Annotated in this window: 17 protein-coding genes; 14 read left to right on the forward strand and 3 right to left on the reverse strand. The window is 66.6% G+C overall.

What is annotated here, in order from left to right; genetic code table 11:
• Nucleotides 1-99 precede the first annotated feature (99 nt).
• The 4 genes from AC5RUM_RS06405 (at nucleotide 100) to AC5RUM_RS06420 (ending at nucleotide 4,830) form a co-directional block, all read left to right on the forward strand.
• Nucleotides 100-3,015 (forward strand): FtsK/SpoIIIE family DNA translocase, encoded by a 2,916-nt coding sequence (locus AC5RUM_RS06405; protein WP_494034152.1) that lies wholly within the window; start codon nucleotides 100-102, stop codon nucleotides 3,013-3,015.
• A gap of 67 nt (nucleotides 3,016-3,082) precedes the next feature.
• Nucleotides 3,083-3,748 carry a CDP-diacylglycerol--glycerol-3-phosphate 3-phosphatidyltransferase gene (gene pgsA, locus AC5RUM_RS06410; protein WP_494034153.1) on the forward strand — a complete coding sequence of 222 codons (666 nt, stop codon included), beginning with the start codon at nucleotides 3,083-3,085 and terminating at the stop codon, nucleotides 3,746-3,748.
• A complete protein-coding gene (locus AC5RUM_RS06415; RefSeq protein WP_494034154.1) occupies nucleotides 3,745-4,239 on the forward strand; it encodes a CinA family protein in 495 nt (164 codons plus the stop codon). The genes pgsA and AC5RUM_RS06415 overlap by 4 nt, the downstream gene beginning before the upstream one ends.
• Nucleotides 4,240-4,377: 138 nt before the next feature.
• Nucleotides 4,378-4,830: a helix-turn-helix domain-containing protein gene (locus AC5RUM_RS06420; RefSeq protein WP_400577784.1), complete on the forward strand. Its 453-nt coding sequence runs from the start codon at nucleotides 4,378-4,380 to the stop codon at nucleotides 4,828-4,830.
• Nucleotides 4,831-4,953: 123 nt separating this feature from the next.
• Here AC5RUM_RS06420 and AC5RUM_RS06425 read toward each other — a convergent pair whose 3' ends face one another.
• Nucleotides 4,954-5,463: a MarR family winged helix-turn-helix transcriptional regulator gene (locus tag AC5RUM_RS06425; protein WP_494034155.1), complete on the reverse strand. Its 510-nt coding sequence runs from the start codon at nucleotides 5,461-5,463 to the stop codon at nucleotides 4,954-4,956.
• Between the two features lie 42 nt (nucleotides 5,464-5,505).
• On the opposite strand from AC5RUM_RS06425, the gene AC5RUM_RS06430 reads away from it, so the two are divergent.
• The 6 genes from AC5RUM_RS06430 to dapF all read left to right on the forward strand — a co-directional run bounded on the left by AC5RUM_RS06430 (nucleotide 5,506) and on the right by dapF (nucleotide 11,075).
• The gene (locus AC5RUM_RS06430) at nucleotides 5,506-5,730 is read left to right on the forward strand and encodes a DUF3046 domain-containing protein (RefSeq protein ID WP_494034156.1); all 225 of its coding nucleotides are present in this window, start codon (nucleotides 5,506-5,508) and stop codon (nucleotides 5,728-5,730) included.
• A 209-nt stretch (nucleotides 5,731-5,939) separates the two neighbouring features.
• Entirely contained in the window at nucleotides 5,940-6,992 is a 1,053-nt protein-coding gene (gene recA, locus AC5RUM_RS06435) for a recombinase RecA (protein WP_400577781.1), read from the forward strand.
• Between the two features lie 70 nt (nucleotides 6,993-7,062).
• Nucleotides 7,063-7,569 carry a regulatory protein RecX gene (locus AC5RUM_RS06440; RefSeq protein WP_494034157.1) on the forward strand — a complete coding sequence of 169 codons (507 nt, stop codon included), beginning with the start codon at nucleotides 7,063-7,065 and terminating at the stop codon, nucleotides 7,567-7,569.
• A gap of 52 nt (nucleotides 7,570-7,621) precedes the next feature.
• Nucleotides 7,622-9,166, forward strand: coding sequence for a tRNA (N6-isopentenyl adenosine(37)-C2)-methylthiotransferase MiaB (gene miaB, locus AC5RUM_RS06445; RefSeq protein WP_494034158.1), 1,545 nt, complete (start codon nucleotides 7,622-7,624; stop codon nucleotides 9,164-9,166).
• 3 nt (nucleotides 9,167-9,169) lie between these two features.
• Nucleotides 9,170-10,072 carry a tRNA (adenosine(37)-N6)-dimethylallyltransferase MiaA gene (miaA, locus tag AC5RUM_RS06450; protein WP_494034159.1) on the forward strand — a complete coding sequence of 301 codons (903 nt, stop codon included), beginning with the start codon at nucleotides 9,170-9,172 and terminating at the stop codon, nucleotides 10,070-10,072.
• Nucleotides 10,073-10,130: 58 nt separating this feature from the next.
• A complete protein-coding gene (gene dapF, locus AC5RUM_RS06455) occupies nucleotides 10,131-11,075 on the forward strand; it encodes a diaminopimelate epimerase (RefSeq protein WP_494034160.1) in 945 nt (314 codons plus the stop codon).
• Here the strand turns inward: dapF and AC5RUM_RS06460 are convergent.
• The gene (locus AC5RUM_RS06460) at nucleotides 11,056-11,670 is read right to left on the reverse strand and encodes a class I SAM-dependent methyltransferase (protein ID WP_494034161.1); all 615 of its coding nucleotides are present in this window, start codon (nucleotides 11,668-11,670) and stop codon (nucleotides 11,056-11,058) included. The genes dapF and AC5RUM_RS06460 overlap by 20 nt on opposite strands.
• A 370-nt stretch (nucleotides 11,671-12,040) precedes the next feature.
• Here AC5RUM_RS06460 and hflX point away from each other — a divergent pair, with 370 nt between their 5' ends.
• A complete protein-coding gene (gene hflX / locus AC5RUM_RS06465) occupies nucleotides 12,041-13,618 on the forward strand; it encodes a GTPase HflX (RefSeq protein WP_400577774.1) in 1,578 nt (525 codons plus the stop codon).
• Complete coding sequence (locus AC5RUM_RS06470; RefSeq protein ID WP_494034162.1) at nucleotides 13,611-15,665, forward strand: ATP-dependent DNA helicase; 2,055 nt, start codon at nucleotides 13,611-13,613, stop codon at nucleotides 15,663-15,665. The genes hflX and AC5RUM_RS06470 overlap by 8 nt, the downstream gene beginning before the upstream one ends.
• Before the next feature lie 82 nt (nucleotides 15,666-15,747).
• Here the strand turns inward: AC5RUM_RS06470 and lexA are convergent, their stop codons facing one another.
• Nucleotides 15,748-16,497: a transcriptional repressor LexA gene (gene lexA / locus AC5RUM_RS06475; protein WP_494034163.1), complete on the reverse strand. Its 750-nt coding sequence runs from the start codon at nucleotides 16,495-16,497 to the stop codon at nucleotides 15,748-15,750.
• A gap of 321 nt (nucleotides 16,498-16,818) precedes the next feature.
• On the opposite strand from lexA, the gene AC5RUM_RS06480 reads away from it, so the two are divergent.
• On the forward strand, nucleotides 16,819-17,259 hold the full coding sequence (locus AC5RUM_RS06480) for a LysM peptidoglycan-binding domain-containing protein (RefSeq protein WP_494034164.1): 441 nt from the start codon (nucleotides 16,819-16,821) through the stop codon (nucleotides 17,257-17,259).
• 77 nt (nucleotides 17,260-17,336) lie between these two features.
• Nucleotides 17,337-18,455, forward strand: coding sequence for a histidinol-phosphate transaminase (locus AC5RUM_RS06485; RefSeq protein WP_494034165.1), 1,119 nt, complete (start codon nucleotides 17,337-17,339; stop codon nucleotides 18,453-18,455).
• Nucleotides 18,456-18,457 lie beyond the last annotated feature (2 nt).

Here is an 18,457-nt window from a genome sequence, read left to right on the forward strand (position 1 = left end):
CGTTCGGGGCTCCAAGGGCTCCGGGGCGGCGGCGAACACAGTCCCCGGATGCCCGGAAAATCCGCGGAATCCGGCCGGGGTTGGAGTACCGTGGCACATATGGCCACACGTACTTCTTCCGCGCCAAAACGCACTCCCAGCGCTAAATCAGGCACGTCAGCGGGCCGCTCCGGCTCCACGGCGTCCAAATCCGGCCGGGGCGGAGCATCCGGCGGAACGGCGCGCACGCGCCAGCTGGCCGCCGTCGAACCCCGGCAGCCGTGGCTGCTGAGGGTGTTGGGTGGTGCGTGGCTCGGAATTGGCCACCTGGTCGGCGGGGGAGTGCGGCGGATCGGCCACGACGTCAGCGACCTCGCACCGGAAGACCGCCGTGACGGCGCCGCCCTGTTCAATCTCGCACTCGCCGTCTTCATCGCCACTTTTGCCTGGTGGGGCTTCCGGGGCTGGTTCCCGGATGCCGTCTACGCCGTGGTCAACGGCACTTTCGGCTGGATGTCGCTGGTGCTGCCGCTCATGCTGTTCGTCTGCGCTGTGCGGCTGTTCCGCCAGCCGGCCGACGGCCGCGGCAACAACCGCGTGGGGATCGGCTTCCTGATCATGACCTTCGCGGGTTGCGGGCTGGCCCACATCATTGGTGGCCAGCCGACCGTCGCCCAGGGATTCGACGGCCTGCGCCAGGCAGGCGGCATGCTGGGCTTCCTGGCGGCATCCCCGCTGGCCGCCATCCACGCGGCGGTGCCGGTGGCCCTGTACGGATTGCTGGCCTTCGTCTCGCTGCTCATTGTGACGGCAACACCTTTCACCGCCATCCCGCGGCGCCTGCGGGCAGCTTATGAGCATCTGATGGGAGTGGACCTCCAGGCCCACGACGGCGATGTCCACGACCGCAGTTACCTTTACGAAAACACGGCCGCGGCGGCACCGAAAAAGAAGCGCAAGCGGCTCTTCGGCAAGGACCCGGAAGGCGATGGGCGCCTGGAGGGCTACGTCGGCGACGAGGCCTTTGAGCATGCGGTCATTGATGACGACGATCCTGCAGCCCCGTCCGGCAAGGGAGCACCGTCCGGCACGGGCGCCCCGGCCGTGGCGCCGGGTGTCCGCCGCCCCACGCAGGCCGAGATCGCCGTCGAAAAGATCAAGGCCGCCCAGGGGCTCGGCTCCAAGGGCGGGGACGCAGACGGGGACAACGCCACGGAGGCCATCCCGCTCGTCACTCCGGGCATGGTGGCCGCCGGTTCACTCAACCCGGCCGGTGCCGGTGCCGCCTCGCAGGTGCCCTCCAAACCGGTGGCGCCCGCGCCGCCGCCCACGCCGATCCCGCAGCGCACCGAGCAGCTCTCCCTGGCCGGGGACGTCACGTACACCCTGCCGTCGTCGGACATGCTGACCCCCGGGTCCATCCCCAAGGAGCGGACGGAAGCCAACGACGCCGTCGTCGCGGCGCTGACGGACACCCTGACGCAGTTCAACGTGGATGCCAGCGTCACCGGCTTTAGCCGAGGCCCCACGGTCACCCGCTACGAAATCGAGCTGGCGTCCGGCACCAAGGTGGAGCGCGTCACGGCGCTGTCCAAGAACATCTCCTACGCCGTCGCCAGCTCCGACGTGCGCATCCTGAGCCCCATTCCGGGCAAGTCGGCCATCGGCATCGAGATCCCGAACACCGACCGTGAGACTGTCTCGCTGGGCGATGTCCTGCGCAGCCAGAACGCCCGCCGCACGGACCACCCCATGGTCATGGGCGTGGGCAAGGACGTCGAGGGTGGCTATGTCGTGGCTAACCTGGCCAAGATGCCCCACCTCCTCGTGGCCGGCGCCACCGGCGCAGGTAAGTCATCGTTCGTGAACTCGATGATCACCTCCATCCTCATGCGCGCCACACCGGATGAGGTCCGTATGGTCATGGTGGACCCCAAGCGCGTGGAACTGACGGCCTATGAGGGCGTGCCGCACCTCATTACGCCCATCATCACAAACCCGAAGAAGGCGGCGGAGGCGCTGCAGTGGGTGGTCCGCGAGATGGACGCCCGCTACGACGACCTGGCGAACTACGGCTTCAAGCACATCGATGACTTCAACAAGGCCGTCCGCGCAGGCAAGGTCCATCCTCCAGTGGATTCCAAGCGCGTCATACGGCCTTACCCGTACCTGCTGGTGATCGTGGACGAGCTCGCCGACCTCATGATGGTGGCACCGCGCGACGTCGAGGATTCCATTGTCCGAATCACGCAGCTCGCGCGTGCCGCCGGCATCCACCTGGTCCTGGCCACCCAGCGGCCTTCGGTGGACGTGGTCACAGGCCTGATCAAGGCCAACGTTCCCTCGCGCATGGCCTTCGCGACGTCCTCCGTCACCGACTCCCGCGTGGTCCTCGACCAGCCGGGCGCCGAGAAACTCATCGGGCAGGGTGACGCCCTCTTCCTGCCCATGGGTGCCTCCAAGGCCATGCGTGTGCAGGGCGCGTGGGTGACGGAGTCCGAGATCCACAAGGTGGTGGAGCACGTCAAGGGCCAGCTCAAGGCCGATTACCGGGACGACGTCGCGGCCGATGCGCCCAAGAAGCAGATCGACGACGACATCGGCGACGACCTCGAAGTGCTGCTGCAGGCCACGGAACTGGTGGTCACCACGCAGTTCGGCTCCACATCGATGCTGCAGCGCAAGCTCCGCGTCGGGTTCGCCAAGGCCGGCCGCCTCATGGACCTGCTCGAGTCCAGGGGCGTGGTGGGACCCTCGGAAGGGTCCAAGGCCCGCGATGTGCTGGTCAAGCCTGATGACCTCGCGGCGGTGCTGGCCGCCATGAAGGGCCAGGAAGCCCCTGCGGCGCCTGATTCGCAGACAGCGGCCCTGAGCGACAACGCAAACGCCAACATGGCGCAGGGCGGCTATGCGGAAGACCTCGTCGCCGCCGACCTCGACAACCGTGCGCAGAGCGCTGAGTACTACGACGGCGCGGACGGTTCCGGGGATGACGACGAAGGGTCCGAGGACGCCTGGTCCCTCACCGGACGCTAGCCCGGAAGAGGCAGCTCCGAAGTTTGTAGCCCGGGAGCCGCAGCCCGGAAGACGGTAGCCTAGGAGGGTGACTAGCACCGAAGCGACCGCGGCCGGCTCCAACAGCTCCGGGATCTGGAACCTTCCCAATATCCTCACGATGCTCCGCATTGTGCTGGTGCCGTTCTTCGTATGGTTCCTCATCGCAGATGCTCCGGGCCTGCAGAGCGAATCCGGGCCATGGCGCTGGGCCGCCGTCGCTGCCTTCGCCGTCGCGATCTACACGGACAAGCTCGACGGCGACATCGCCCGGAGCCGCGGACTGGTCACCGACTTCGGAAAGATCGCCGACCCCATTGCCGACAAGCTGCTGATCGGTTCGGCCCTGGTCATGCTTTCCGTGCTGGACGAACTGTCCTGGTGGATTACGGCCGTCATCCTCGTCCGCGAGTGGGGCATCACCGCGCTGCGGTTCTTTGTTATCCGCTATGGAGTGATTCCCGCCTCCCGCGGCGGAAAGCTCAAGACCGTCGTGCAGACGGCAGCGATCTTCCTCTACCTTCTTCCGCTGTCCGCGATTGCGCCCTGGCTGGTTTGGGTGGCCCTCGCCGTGATGCTGGTGGCCGTCATCATCACGGTCTGGACCGGCGTGGAGTACATTCTTGAAGCTCTGAAAGTCCGCGCCCAGGGGCTGCGGCGCAGGGCCGAGGAACGGCAGAACCAGAACCCGGACACGCAGGAGGGAAAGGCATGAGCAACCTTCACCGAATCGCCGGCGAGACAGTCGCGGCCGCCGTCGCGCGGGGCGTCACCGTTGCCACCGCCGAATCCCTGACCGCCGGCATGGTCACGGCCATGCTGGCGGACACGGCAGGGGCGTCGGCCATGTTGCGGGGCGGCGTCGTCTCTTACAGCAACTCCGTCAAGCGGGATCTGCTCCGCGTTCCGCAGGAACTGCTCGACGCCGTCGGCTCCGTCGACGGCGACGTCGCGGCGGCCATGGCCGAGGGTGCACGGAACGCCTGCGGGGCTGACCTGGGTGTTTCCACCACCGGCGTGGCCGGGCCGAACGGGCACGACGGCAAACCGGTGGGGACTGTCTTCATCGGCATCGCCACCGCGCAGGGCGCCACGTCCTATCCCTACAGTTTCGAAGGAACCCGCGCGGAGATCCGCGCACTGGCCTGCGAGGCCGCGCTGACGCGGCTCCAGGAGGCTCTGGCGTCGCTAAGCTACCGGGAGTAAGGTTGCCGGGAACAAAAAGCATTACCGAATAGTTGTTACATTGTGTCGCTTCTCCAAGAGGGAGGCGCCTAGGATGAAAAGACCAACATCGGTTCGCTTCCCAGCGGACCGGACACATGAGGGAGCAAGGCGATACAGATGGTAAAGCAGCCCGTATCCGTAAACGGCGTTGTCCGCTGGAAGGATGTGGGCCTCGCCGATCAGGCCAAGAGCGAACAGAAGGAGCGCAAGATGGTAGTACTTCGTCACGAAATCGGTGATGTCCTGCGCGATGTCCGCCAGCGTCAAGGGCGTACCCTCCGCGAAGTGTCGCACAGCGCCCGAGTTTCCCTGGGCTACCTGAGTGAAGTGGAGCGCGGCCAGAAGGAAGCCTCTTCGGAGCTGCTGTCCTCGATCTGTTCGGCCTTGGATGTTCCGTTGTCCAGCATGCTCCGCGAGGTCAGCGACCGCGTGGCCATGGCAGAAGGTGTTGCCGTACCGGACACAGTGCCGCAGGAGTTCTCGCAGCGCTACGGCCGTGACTTGGAGCGCGACCTCAGCACCGAACTGAACAACGAGCTGGCCAAGGGCCTGCTGTCCAGCGCCCGGTAATCCGAAGCCCGCAGGAAAGACTTAGAGCGATGGCCCCCGGCATAAGCCGGGGGCCATCGTCATTGATTCGACGTCGTTGATTCGATGCTGTTGGCGTGCGCCGTGCCCTGGATGTAAGTACGCCTAGAGCTCGCCGTCCTTGGGAAACCCGTCACGTTCGTACGTGGCATTGAGCTTGGCCATGTACGTGGCCAGGGCCTCAAGGTCCTCCACCGGCCATTCACCCAGCCGCTCCCGGAAGACCTGCCGCCTTGCGTCCTGCACCTGGTGCATCTTCTCTTCACCCTTGGGCGTGAGGCGGATGGTCTGGGCGCGTCCGTCCAGTGGATCGGCTTCCTTGAGCACGAGGCCGATGCCCTCCAGGAACGCGATCTGCCGGCTCACGGAGGGCTTTCCCACGCCGATGCAGGATGCGAGCTCGGTCAGCCGGATGGGTCCCGTCTTCCGGATCATGGTGAGCAGCCCGTATGCAGCAGGCTCCATGTCCGGATGCACCTCGCGTGAGAGCTGCTGGGAGACGGAGCGGGCGCGCCGCCAAAAAATGCTGATTTGATGCTCCACTGACTTCAGCGCGGCATCAAGCGTGTCCTCGGCGGGGGCGGACCCACCCGGGACGTCAACGGGGTTGCTCATGGCAACCATTCTAGAGTCCGCAGCCATGAGAGACTCTATGGCGTGCGGATTAGTGATTTTTGGCGGCTCATGGACGACGAGTTCGGCGCAGGCTATTCCCGCGTGCTCAGCAGCTCACTGAGCCTCGCGGGCGTGGGAGGCAAGACGGCCGACGAGGCCTTGGCCGCCGGCGTCAATCCCCGAGATGTCTGGCTCGCCGTGTGCGACGTCCAGGACGTTCCCGCGGAACGGCGGCTCGGCAGGGACATCAAGCCCAGCCCTAACTGATTCCGCCCGCCCGCCCGCCGGCAGAGTCCTGACACGCCGACCGATTGTTCGAATATCTGTTCGGACGGGACTATGCTTTTTTCCAGCGGGTTATCCACATACGCAGTCCCGCCCGGCAACATTGTCACAGGGCGGCGCTAGCGTCAGTGATGACAGAGACAGGGCCGCACAGGCCACTCCACAGCGAGAAAGCAATAGAGGTGTGAACCATGGCGGCAGCCCCGGATCGTGCAAAGGCGTTGGAAGCAGCGCTTGCCCAGATTGACAAGCAGTTCGGCAAGGGATCGATCATGCGCCTGGGCGATGAAACCCGGGCCCCCATCGAAGTCATTCCCACCGGCTCCATCGCACTGGACGTCGCGCTCGGCATAGGCGGGCTCCCGCGGGGCAGGGTCGTCGAGATCTACGGCCCGGAATCGTCCGGTAAAACCACGGTGGCCCTCCACGCTGTGGCGAACGCCCAGCGCAACGGCGGCATCGCGGCCTTCATCGACGCCGAGCACGCTCTCGACCCCGAGTACGCCGCCAAGCTGGGCGTGGACACCGACGCACTGCTCGTGTCGCAGCCAGACACCGGCGAGCAGGCCCTGGAAATCATGGATATGCTGGTGGGTTCCGGCTCGCTGGACATCGTCGTCATCGACTCCGTGGCCGCCCTCGTGCCGCGTGCCGAAATCGAAGGTGACATGGGAGACAGCCACGTCGGTCTGCAGGCGCGCCTGATGAGCCAGGCGCTGCGGAAGATCACCGGACGGCTGAGCCAGACCAAGACCACTGCCATCTTCATCAACCAGCTTCGCGAAAAGATCGGTGTGTTCTTCGGCTCGCCCGAAACCACCACCGGCGGCAAGGCCCTCAAGTTCTACGCTTCCATCCGCATCGACGTCCGCCGCATCCAGACCCTGAAGGAAGGCGCCGACTCCGTCGGCAACCGCACCAAGGCCAAGATCGTCAAGAACAAGATGGCCCCGCCCTTCAAGGTCGCCGAATTCGACATCATCTACGGCCAGGGCATCTCCCGCGAGGGCGGCATCATCGACATGGGCGTGGAGCACGGCCTCATCAAGAAGTCAGGTTCCTGGTTCACCTACGACGGCGACCAGCTGGGCCAGGGTATGGAGAATTCCCGGCGCTTCCTCCGCGACAACCCCGAGCTGGCGGCGGAACTCGAGCGGCTTATCAAGGAAAAGCTCGGTGTCGGAGTTAAGCCCGCCGCCGACGCCGAGGCTTCACCGAAGCTGAAGGCCGTTGACGGTTTCTAGCAGCAGGGCGCGCGGTCGGGCACGCGGCGCTGAGGCAGGCCGGACGCCTGCCTCTACGCCGCGCGAAGCCATGGAAGACCCGGACGCAGATCCCGCGTCCGTGGCTCGAGCCATTGTGCTGCGCCAGTTGACCAGCGCGCCCAAGAGCAGGCTCCAGCTTGAGCGCAAGCTGGCTGAACGCAATGTGCCCGAGGATGTCGCCGCCGCGGTCCTGGACCGGTTCGAAGAGGTCAGGCTCGTCGACGACGCAGAATTCGCGGACATGTGGGTGCGGAGCCGTTCCCAGACTCGCAAGCTGGCCAAGGGAGCCCTCCGCCGCGAGCTCGCCGACAAGGGGATTGATCCGGAGACGGCCGCTGCGGCACTGCAGCAACTCAGCGACGAAGACGAGGAAGCCGCGGCCAGGCACCTGGTGGAACGCAAGCTCCGGCCGGGGGCAGACCTGTCTGACCGTGCAGAGCGGGACAAAACCACCCGGCGCCTGGCCTCGATGCTCGCCCGCAAGGGGTACCAGCCCTCGCAGGCATTCCGGATCGTCGGGGAAGTGCTTGACGCCGCCTCCGTCGACCAGGCATAGCGGCGATACTGAAGCACACCCGACAGTTGGCCACAGCCGGTACGCTTAACGGGTGAGTCTGACCTACCCTTCCCCCTCCTCCGGCGCCGTCCCCTCAGCAGCCGACGCCTCCAGAGCGCCCCGCACCTACCAGGTGCGGACGTTCGGCTGCCAGATGAACGTCCACGATTCCGAGCGGATGGCCGGGATGCTCGAGGCGGCGGGTTACGTTCCAGCGGAGGGTGCCCAGGCCGACGTCGTGGTCTTCAACACGTGTGCCGTGAGGGAGAACGCGGACAACAAGCTGTACGGGAACCTCGGCATGCTGGCGCCCGTCAAGGAAGCCAACCCGGGAATGCAGATCGCTGTCGGCGGCTGCTTGGCGCAGAAAGACCGTGAAACCATCCTGAAGAAGGCTCCGTGGGTGGACGCTGTCTTCGGGACGCACAACGTCGGCGCCCTTCCGGCGCTCCTGGACCGGGCCCGCCACAACAGCGAAGCCCAACTCGAGATCCTTGAGTCCCTCGACGTTTTCCCGTCCACGCTGCCCACCAAACGGGACTCCGTGTACTCCGGGTGGGTGTCTATTTCGGTGGGCTGCAACAACACGTGCACGTTCTGCATCGTCCCTGCCCTCCGCGGCAAGGAGAAGGACCGCAGGCCGGGGGACATCCTGGCCGAGGTCCAGGCGCTGGTAGACGACGGAGCCATCGAGGTGACCCTGCTGGGACAGAACGTCAACTCCTATGGTGTGGAGTTCGGCGACCGTCTGGCGTTCTCCAAGCTGCTCCGCGCCTGCGGGGACATTCCCGGCCTGGAACGGGTCCGCTTCACCAGCCCTCACCCGGCCGCCTTCACCGACGACGTGATTGACGCCATGGCCGAGACGCCCAACGTCATGCCCCAGCTGCACATGCCGCTGCAGTCCGGCTCGGACAAGGTCCTCAAGGACATGAGGCGCTCCTACCGCTCGGCGAAGTTCCTCGGGATCCTGGACAAGGTCCGGGAGAAGATCCCGCACGCCGCGATTTCGACGGACATCATTGTCGGCTTCCCGGGCGAGACCGAGGAGGATTTCCAGGCAACCCTGGACGTCGTCGAAAAGTCGCGCTTCGCCACGGCCTTCACCTTCCAGTACTCCAAGCGGCCCGGCACACCGGCCGCTGATCTTCCCGGCCAGCTTCCCAAAGCCGTCGTGCAGGAAAGGTTCGAACGGCTCACAGCCCTGCAGGACCGGATCGCCGCGGAGGAGAACGCCAAGCAGCTCGGACGCCAGGTCGAGGTCATGGTGACCGCGCAGTCAGGGCGCAAGGCAGAGGAAACCCACCGGCTGTCCGGGCGGTCCCAGGACCAGCGGCTCGTCCACTTCTCCGTGCCCGACGGCGCCGCCTCACCCCGGCCCGGGGACCTGGTCACGGTCACTGTCACCGAGGCCGCGGCTTTCCATCTGGTCGCCGACCCGGCAACGGCCGCCGACTACTCCCTGCGGCGTTCCCGTGCCGGCGATGCCTGGGACAGGTCGCAGGCCGACTCGTGCGGCGCACCCGCACCGGCGGCCGCCGGCGGCAAAACCGGCGTTTCGCTCGGCATGCCATCACTTCCCGTGCGCAGCCGCTAGCTCGTGGCCGGCAGGCAGCCGCCCGTCATTGCGGTGGTCGGGCCGACGGGTTCCGGAAAATCCGACCTTGCCGTCGAGCTGGCGCTGGAGCTCGACGGCGAGGTGATCAACGCTGACGCCATGCAGTTCTACCGCGGCATGGATATCGGAACAGCCAAGATCACCGAATCCGAGCGCAGGGGAGTTCCGCACCATCTCCTGGACATCCTGGACGTCACCGAGGAAGCGTCTGTGTCCGAGTTCCAGCAGCAGGCAAGAGCAGCGGTCGCGGACATCCACCGCCGCGGCAAGCGGGCCATCCTTGCGGGCGGGTCCGGGCTGTATGTGCGCGCCGCCCTGGACGTCCTGGAATTTCCTGGCACCGACCCCGGCATCCGCGCCCGCCTCGAGCAGGAACACGCCGACGCCGGAACTGCCCCGCTCCTGCAACGCCTCCGGGACGTCGACCCGGTGTCCGCAGGCCGGCTCGGAGATGCCCGGCGGATCATCCGGGCCCTGGAGGTCTTTGAACTGACAGGCCGCCCGTTCAGCTCGTTCATGCCCAGCCGGGAGTATTTTCAGCCCGCCGTGCAGATCGGCCTGGCAGTGGACCGGGACGAACTGCGCGAGCGCCTGGCCGTCCGGGTCCACCGCATGGTGGACCGCGGACTGCTGGCCGAGGTCGAACGGCTGGATGCTGCCGGACTCCGGCGCGGCCGGACGGCGCCCCGCGCACTGGGGTATGCCCAGTTCCTCAAAGTGCTCGACGGCGAAGCAAATGTTGCGCAGGCAGCAGAGGAGACCATCGTGGCCACCCGCCAGTTCGCCCGCCGACAGCTCACCTGGTTCCGGGCCGACCCGCGCATCGCCTGGCTGGGCTGGCAAGATCCCGCCCTTGCCGAGAAGGCCGCGGCTCTCTGCTCCTGACGCCAAGACGCTCCCCGGCTGTTTCCGGGACGCTGCGGCGTGCAGGTACGCTTGAAACATGAACGAAGCCCTTGCAGAAACCGCTGAGCGCGCCATCTCAAACCTGAGCGGCCTCCGCTTCTCCAAGGGCCACGGAACCGGCAATGACTTTGTCCTGATCGCCGACCCCGAGGGCACGCAGTCCATTTACCCGGAACAGGTCGCCGAGCTGTGCGACCGCCACCGCGGCATCGGCGGGGACGGGCTCATCCGGGCCGTCCCCTCGCGTCTCCTCGACGAGGGCCGCCGGCTCCTGACCGAACATCCCAACGCGGAGTGGTTCATGGACTACCGCAACGGCGATGGCTCGCTGTCTGAGATGTGCGGCAACGGCGTGCGGGTCTTCGTCCACTTCCTCCTCGCCGAGGGCCTTGCGGAACTCCCGGAGGGCGGCTCACTGACGATCGGTACGCGCGGCGGAGTGAAGACCATCGTCCGCACGGCCGACGGCTACGCCGTGGACATGGGCCCGTGGGAGTTCATCTTCCCCGCCGAGGCAGCCGCCCGCGCCATGGACTCCCTGGTCACTGCCGACGGCCTGGAAGTGCCGCGGCCGGCACTGTCAGTCAGCATGGGAAACCCGCACACCGTCGTCGCGCTGGCCGAACTGTCCGAGCTGGAAGCCACGAGGCTCTTCACTGCACCCCACGTCGACCCCAAGCCGGCCCACGGCACCAACGTCGAATTCGTTGTCCCGTCGGAGCCGCTGGTCCACGACGGAGTCGGCACGGTGACCATGCGCGTGCACGAGCGCGGCGTCGGTGAAACGCAGTCGTGCGGCACCGGCGCGTGTGCCGCCGCCGTGGCGATCCGCCACTGGGCGGGCCAGAGTGCACCGGACGCCTGGCACGTCAAGGTGCCAGGCGGCGTCGTCGGCGTTAAATTCTTCACCGTGGCAGACGGCCACGAGCATGTGGAACTGAGCGGGCCCGCAACGATCGTTGCTAGCGGGACGCTTTCCTGACCCGCAGGATGCGGAAGGACTTGGACGTGCTCTCGCGGGTCACCGCAAACGAGTCGTCAAGCGCCTCCACCAGCCAGCGCTGAAGCGAATCGGACCCCAGATTCTTCTGCACCACCAGCCAGGCTGAACCTCCCGGCGCGAGACGGGGGAGCCACAGCAGCAGCAGTGAGTGCAGTTCATCCTTGCCAATCCGGATCGGCGGATTGGACCAGATGGTGTCGAAGCGCAACTCCGGATCCACGGCCTCGGGCGTGCTGGCCGTGACATTGCCAAGCCCCAGCAGTGCGGCGTTCTCGTTGGTGAGCGTGATACAGCGTTCGTTGACGTCCACCGCATACACGTGGGCGTGCGGCGCCCGAAGTGCCATGGTCAGGGCGATGGGACCCCAGCCGCAGCCGATGTCCAGCAGGTTTCCCTGCGGAGCGGGGGCGGGGACCTCCGCGAGCAGAACAGCGGTGCCCTTGTCGATGCCGTCAGGGCTGAAGATGCCTGAGGAGGTCTGCAGCCTGCGCGTTTCGCCGGCCAGGTCCACCGTGAGCGGCTTGCGGGTGAACGGCCCGGCGGGCGAGGCGCTGAAATAGTGGGCAGAATCCATAACTGGCCAGATTAGTGGGCGTCCCACCCGGATGGGAAACTGGGTGGGAAACGGGATGGGAAACCGGGTGGTCCGCATCTGCTACTCTGGAAGGCATGTTCCTGATCTTTGAGTAGCCGGTATTTTCCGCCGCAGGCTTCCAGCCGTGGCGCCGGCCGCGTGCTTCCCGTTGCGACGCAGGTGTATGTACCACCTTCCGCCCGGAGCGCGCACAACCACACTCAATCAGTCCACTTCCTGCCGCTCCGGCCTGCACGCCGTCGGCATTTCAGGAGCCCTCATGACCCCTCGCCGTCAGCCCAGCGCGAATACCGCAGCCAAGGGCAACAATCAGCACTATTCTGAAGATGCAGAACCTTTTAAGGAGACCATGACCAGTCAGCACAATTCCGGATCCGAGCCAGCAGCCCAGGACATGAGTCCCGAGGAAATCCAAGCTGTCATCGACCGGATTCTCTCCAAAGACGTCCCGGCGCGGAATGCCGCGGCTGCCAACGGCGCTGGAGCCGGCAGCAAGGCCGTCTTTGGCCAGGCGCAGGCCATCTCGCGGCTTGACGAGGAACACAGCACGTTCGACGGTGACCAACAGGATCTTGAGGAACGCCGGGCCCTGCGCCGAACGGCCGGGCTGTCCACCGAACTCGAAGACGTCACCGAAGTCGAGTACCGGCAGCTGCGCCTGGAGCGCGTGGTCCTGGCCGGGCTGTGGACCGAAGGCACCCTCGCCGACGCCGAGAACTCCCTGCGTGAACTCGCTGCGCTTGCGGAAACCGCGGGATCGGAAGTTCTCGACGGGCTGGTCCAGCGCCGGGCGAAGCCGGATCCCGGCACGTTCCTCGGTTCGGGCAAGGCCCTGGAGCTCAAGGACGTGGTGATGTCCACCGGTGCTGACACCGTGGTGGTGGATGCCGAGCTGGCGCCGTCGCAGCGCCGCGGACTGGAAGACATTGTCAAGGTCAAGGTCATCGACCGCACCGCCCTCATTCTCGACATCTTCGCGCAGCACGCCAAGAGCCGCGAGGGCAAGGCTCAGGTCGAGCTGGCACAGCTCGAATACCTGCTCCCGCGCCTCCGCGGCTGGGGCGAATCGATGTCCCGCCAGGCCGGTGGCCAGGTGGGCGGCGCAGGTGCAGGCATGGGCTCACGTGGTCCTGGTGAAACGAAGATCGAACTGGACCGGCGCCGGATCCGCACGCGGATGGCAAAGCTGCGCCGGGAGATCGCCGCGATGAAGCCGGCACGCGAGACCAAGCGGGCCAACCGCCGTCGTAATGCAGTTCCCTCTGTGGCCATCGCGGGATACACGAACGCGGGCAAGTCCTCCCTGCTGAACCGGCTCACCGACGCCGGAGTCCTGGTGGAGAATGCCCTGTTCGCCACGCTGGATCCCACGGTCCGCAAGGCGGAGACGGCGGACGGGCTGGGCTACACCCTGGCCGATACTGTCGGCTTTGTCCGATCCCTTCCCACGCAGCTGGTGGAGGCATTCCGGTCCACGCTCGAGGAGGTGGCGGACGCGGACCTCATCCTGCACGTGGTGGACGTCTCCCACCCCGATCCGGAGGGCCAGATCGCCGCCGTGCGCTCGGTGTTCTCCGAAGTGGACGCCCGCAAGGTGCCCGAGATTATCGTGCTCAACAAGGCCGACGCCGCCGATCCGTTCGTCGTGGAGCGCCTCAAGCAGCGCGAACCGCGCCACGTGGTGGTGTCTGCCCGAACCGGCCAGGGAATCCAGGAACTGCTGAAGGCGATCAGCGACGGCATCCCGCGGCCGAACGTCAAGCTGGAACTGCTGGTGCCGTACCACCGCGGCGACCTGATCAGCAAACTCCACGACTCCGACGCGGAGATCCTGAGCATGGATCACGAAGAGGGCGGCACCCGCGCCGTGGTCATGGTCCGGGAAGGCCTCGCGGCTGAACTGGAATCCTTCATCAGCAATGACTGAGCAGGCCGCAAAGCCCGCCGGTGCCACGGCCGGCGAGGAGTTCGTCCTCGGGCTCCTCGACCGTGCCGTGGCAGCCATGGGCGGACAAAGCCGCACCGGCCAGCACGAGATGGCGCGTCAGGTGGCGCGGGCGATTGAAACCGGCGACCACCTGCTGGTCCAGGCGGGTACGGGCACCGGCAAGTCGCTGGCCTACCTGATCCCGCTGATCGCCCATTCGCTCGAGAGCGACAAGCCCACCCTCGTCTCCACTGCCACCCTGGCGCTGCAGACGCAGATCGTGGGCCGGGACCTGCCGCGGTTGCTGAAGAACATCACCCCGGCGCTGGACAGGCCGGTGAAGGTGGCTCTCGTCAAGGGCCGCGCCAACTACGTGTGCCGGCACAAGCTCGAAGGCGGGTTCCCGTCCGAGGAGCCCTCCGAAGGGCAGCTCTTTTCGCTGGGCGAGGACACCAGCGTCCCGCACTTCGCCGCGGCGATGGGCGGACCGTCTTCACAGCTCGGCAAAGAGGTGGTCCGGCTCCGCGAATGGGCGGAAAAGACCACCACGGGGGACCGCGACGAACTCCTCCCGGGCGTGACCGACCGTGCCTGGAGGCAGGTCTCTGTCACGTCCATGGAATGCCTCGGCGCGCAGAAGTGCCCCCTCGCCGAGGAATGCTTCAGTGAACTGGCCCGGCACGAAGCCGCCGAGGCCGATGTCGTGGTGACCAACCATGCCATGCTCGCCGTCAGCGCCTTCGAGGGCCTGGCCGTCCTGCCGGAGTACGACGTTGTGGTGGTGGACGAGGCCCACGAGCTCCAGGACCGTGTCACCGGCGCTGTTTCCGGGCAGTTGTCTGTCGCCATGGTGCATGCCGCAGCCTCGGGCGCCCGCAAGCACACAGGCATTACCGTGGATGCCCTCAACAACGCCGCGGCCAACCTTGAACTTGCCCTCACCGGCGTTCCCAGCGGGCTGCTTCCGAACGGACTCAACACGGAGCAACTCGACTGCGTGGACCAGCTTCGCGAGGCGTGCCGGGCGGCGCTGTCCGATTCCAAAGGGGACAGCAACAACGCGGTCGACGGCGGGCGGCAACTCGCGCGGTCCCGCCTCCTCGTCATCCTGGAGCTGTGTGAACGGCTGCTCGCCGCGCGCGAGAACCGCGAGGTGGTGTGGTTTTCTCGGAACAGCACCTTTGACCCGCAACAGGGCTATTCGGCACCCGACGACACGCAGCCCGCCCTGATCAACATCGCACCCCTGAGTGTTGCCGGGCGCCTCCGGGAGGGCCTGTTCGAAGGCCACACCGTGGTCCTGACCTCCGCCACGCTGGCAATCGGCTCCGCGTTCGAACCCGCCGCAGGCGGACTCGGTCTCCTGGGCGAAGGCGCCCCAAGCTGGACTGGCGTGGACGTCGGGTCCCCCTTCGACTACCCGAAGCAGGGCATCCTGTACGTGGCCGGGCACCTGCCCAAGCCGGGCAGGGGGACCTCGCCGGAAGCTCTCGACGAACTGGAAACGCTGATCCGCGCCTCCGGCGGGGGAGCGCTGTGCCTCTTCTCGTCCCGCCGGGCCGCCGAGGATGCTGCCGAGGCGCTGCGCCCCCGCCTGGACGTCAGCGTGCTCTGCCAAGGCGACTCAACCATGACCGCACTGGTAAAGCAGTTCGCCGACGAACCCGACACCTGCCTGTTCGGCACCATGTCCCTGTGGCAGGGTGTTGATGTTCCCGGCGGTTCGTGCCGGCTGGTGGTCATCGACAGGATTCCGTTCCCGCGGCCCGACGACCCCCTGATGACGGCACGCTCCCGGGCCGTGGCCCAGGCAGGCGGCAACGGCTTCATGTCGGTGTCGGCCACCCATGCCGCGATCCGTCTCGCGCAGGGCGCCGGACGACTCATCCGGTCCACGGACGACAAGGGCGTGGTGGCAGTCCTGGATTCGCGCCTTTCGACAGAACGCTACGGCGGGTTTCTCCGCGCGGCGCTCCCGCCGTTCTGGCCCACGACGGACCGCAAGATCGCCGTGGCGGCGCTGGAAAGGCTCGCCGGAGCGCGGTAGTCCGGGGGACTCGTTGACGGCGGCCCGGAACCTGGGGCGGGCCGGAACCGAAAGCGGGCTGTGACCTACAGCGTGTGGTGACCTACAGCGAACGCAGGACGGACACGACCTTGCCCATGACCACGGCGTGGTCGCCCAGGATGGGCTCGTACTGGGTGTTCTGGGGAAGCAGCCAGGTGTGGCCGTCCCGCTGCCGGAAGGTCTTGACGGTTGCTTCGTCGTCCAGCAGCGCGGCCACGATGTCGCCGTTGGCGGCGTCGCTTTGGCGCCGCACCACCACCCAGTCACCGTCGCAGATCGCGGCGTCCACCATGGAGTCCCCGGCGACTCTCAGCATGAACAGTTCCCCGTGGCCAACGAGCTGGCGGGGCAGCGGCATGAGGTCCTCCACCATCTGGTCGGCGAGGATGGGGCCGCCGGCTGCGATCCTGCCGACCAGCGGAACGAGGGCCGTGTCTGTGGCGCTGGGCAACTCCGTAACGGAGGCACCGCCCACGCTGTGCAGTCTGGCTTCCTTCTCGGCGCCTGCAGATTTGGGGACTCCGGCGTCGAGCGTCAGGGGCATGAGGACTTCCATGGCCCGGGGACGTTTGGGATCGCGCCGCAGATATCCGAGCTTCTCGAGCTGTGAGAGCTGGTGGGTGACGCTGGACAGGCTGGCCAGGCCAACCGTGTCCCCGATCTCCCGCATGGAGGGAGGGTATCCGTTGTCATTGACCGAGCGCTGGATGGTTTCCAGGATCTTCTTCTGGCGGACAGTGAGTCCCTTGGGTGCTGTCCGGGACCGCTGGCTGCGCTGGGTGGCTTTGCCGTCGGAGGCTTGTGCTGCCATGTTCGCCAACGCCTTTCGTTCCTCCCGGCTTGCGTGGCTGCAGTTGCCGGGAACTTCCGGCCTGAAATGTCAGACCCTGCTGATCAACTGCAGAAGTGGTTGTTCTTTGATTTCCAACGTAGGCCAGCCATAAAGCTTTTTCAAACATTTGTTCTAGCGAGTCTCGACTTTGTTCGTTGATAGGTGCTAAAAATGGAGAAGCAAAGTTCGAACATGTGTTCTAGTTCAGCTGCGAAGCAGTCCGGTTATTCGAAGATTCCGGCGTATGTCCGGCGGACCGGGCACACGGGCAGCACAGAATGGTCCAGGAGGGCTCAGTTCATGTCAGCTACAACAGCAGGTCACCATTACCGTCCCGAGAAGCGGCGCAGCCCCCAGAGCCGGCAGGCCACCCAAGGCCTGCAGGGCCCGCATGCCGGCGGGCGGCCAGGCGGGCCGTCAGGCAAGCCGCCGCGCCTGCGGCTCACCCGCCGCGGGCGGATCGTCCTGATCGGACTGCCGCTGGTACTGCTGGCGGCACTGCTCCTGTCACTCGCCGGCCTGTTCAACTCACCGGCCAAGGCTGCCGACACCGCCGGCGGTCTGTCGGTGACGGAGACCGTCTCCGTGACGGTGCAGCCAGGGGAATCGCTGTGGGCCATTGCCGGCAGCGTGGACCCGGACAGGGACCCGCGGGACGTCATCGCGGATATTGTCCAGCTAAACAACCTGGACAACGGCAAGGTCATGCCGGGACAGCAGCTGTTCGTCCCGTCCAAATAGGTACCGATCCGTCACGGCCGGTCGGCCTTACCCGTCACAGTTTCCCGCTCGCCGCCCGGGGCACTTAAACTGTCCAAGTGACTGACCAGCTTGAGCGACTGAACCGACTTCCCCTGCGCACCAATTTGCGGGGGCTGACGCCTTACGGGGCGCCGCAGCTCGAGGTGCCGATCCTCCTTAACGTCAATGAGAACACCCACGGGGTGCCGGCCGATGTCAGGGCCGCGATATCCGAGGCCGTCACTGAGGCGGCGGCGGGACTCAACCGCTACCCCGACCGGGAATTCACCGAACTCCGGGAGGCCCTGGCGGAATACCTGGGCCACGGCCTCTCCGCCGACAACATCTGGGCGGCCAACGGCTCCAACGAAGTCCTCCAGCAGATACTCCAGGCGTTCGGCGGGCCGGGCCGAACGGCGCTGGGCTTCCCGCCCACGTACTCCATGTACCCCTTGCTGGCCAGCGGAACAGATACCGAATACATCGTCGGACAGCGTGCGGAGGACTATGGCCTGAGCGCCGAGTCCGCGGCCCGCCAGGTCCGGGAGCTGCGGCCGAACGTCGTGTTCCTGTGCTCACCAAACAACCCCACCGGCACCGGTCTGGGGCTGGACGTCGTGGAAGCCGTCTATGAGGCCGGCGAATCCAGCCGGACCATCGTCATCGTCGACGAGGCGTACCACGAGTTCGCCCACGACGGCACTCCCAGCGCGCTTACCCTGCTGCCGGGGCGGGAGCGGCTCATTGTGTCCCGGACCATGAGCAAGGCGTTCGCCCTGGCGGGCGCCCGTCTTGGATACATGGCCGCCGCCCCCGAGGTGGCAGACGCCCTGCGCCTCGTCCGTCTCCCGTACCACCTGTCCGCCGTCACCCAGGCCACCGCACTGGCGGCGCTGCGGCACCGCGAGGCGCTCATGGCCGACGTTGAGGACATCAAGCAGCAGCGCGACAGGATCGTCACCGAACTCACCAGGATGGGGCTTCGACCGGCCGCCTCGGACTCGAACTACGTCTTCTTCGGCGGCCTCGAGAACCCGCACGAGGTCTGGCAGGCCCTGCTGGATTCCGGTGTCCTGATCAGGGATGTCGGCATCCCCGGCCACCTGCGCGTCACGGCCGGCACTGAGACGGAAACCACAGCCTTCCTGGAAGCGCTGGAACGCATCCTGGCGAGGCAGGCTGCTCTTCCGGCCTAAAC

It is taken from the genome of Arthrobacter sp. B2060 (assembly GCF_059090445.1).